General features: G+C 48.9%; 1 pseudogene. It reads right to left on the bottom strand.

Annotation, left to right across the window (positions count from 1 at the left end):
- Nucleotides 1-884: pseudogene (locus R7Z77_RS24605) on the bottom strand (2-oxoglutarate dehydrogenase E1 component); the annotation flags it as partial.

Raw genomic sequence — 884 nt, forward strand, 5'->3', positions numbered from 1 at the left:
GGTCGAAATACACCTTACCCGAACAGAACACGACGCGTTTCACTTTGCTTGGCTCCAAGTTATCCACTTCAGGGATCGCTGCTTGGAACGTACCTTCTGCAAGGTCTTCTAGAGTCGAAGTACAAAGAGGATGACGAAGCAATGATTTAGGAGACATTACAATCAATGGTCGACGCATTGGGCGTACTACTTGACGACGAATCATGTGGTACACCTGAGCTGGCGTTGATGGTACAACGACCTGCATGTTTTGCTCAGCACACAATTGAAGGTAACGCTCTAGACGAGCAGATGAGTGCTCCGGACCTTGGCCTTCGTAACCATGAGGCAGAAGCATCGTCAGGCCGCACAAACGTCCCCACTTTTGCTCACCAGACGAAATGAATTGGTCAATAACCACTTGTGCGCCGTTAGCGAAGTCACCAAACTGCGCTTCCCAAATGGTCAAACCGCCAGGTTCAGCTGTTGCATAACCGTACTCAAATGCAAGAACAGCTTCTTCCGACAACACAGAGTCAAAAACTTGGAAAGGCCCCTGCTTGTCATGGATATTCGCTAGCGGGATGTAAGTGCTTGCATCTGATTGGTTGTGAAGAACTGAGTGACGATGGAAGAAAGTACCACGACCTGAGTCCTGACCAGAAATACGGATACGCTTACCATCGTCTACCAATGTCGCGTAAGCCAATGTTTCAGCCATACCCCAGTCAATAGCCTTCTCACCTGTCATCATTGCTAAGCGATCGTTGTACAGCTTGTTTACTCGGCTTTGCAGCTTGTGGCTTTCCGGGTACTGACATAAACGATTACCTAGCTCGACAAGGCGTTGCTTATCGTAGGTCGACTCCCATTGCATATCCCACTCGTGTCCCAAATAAGGAGAC

Source organism: Vibrio sp. 1401, assembly GCF_033340295.1.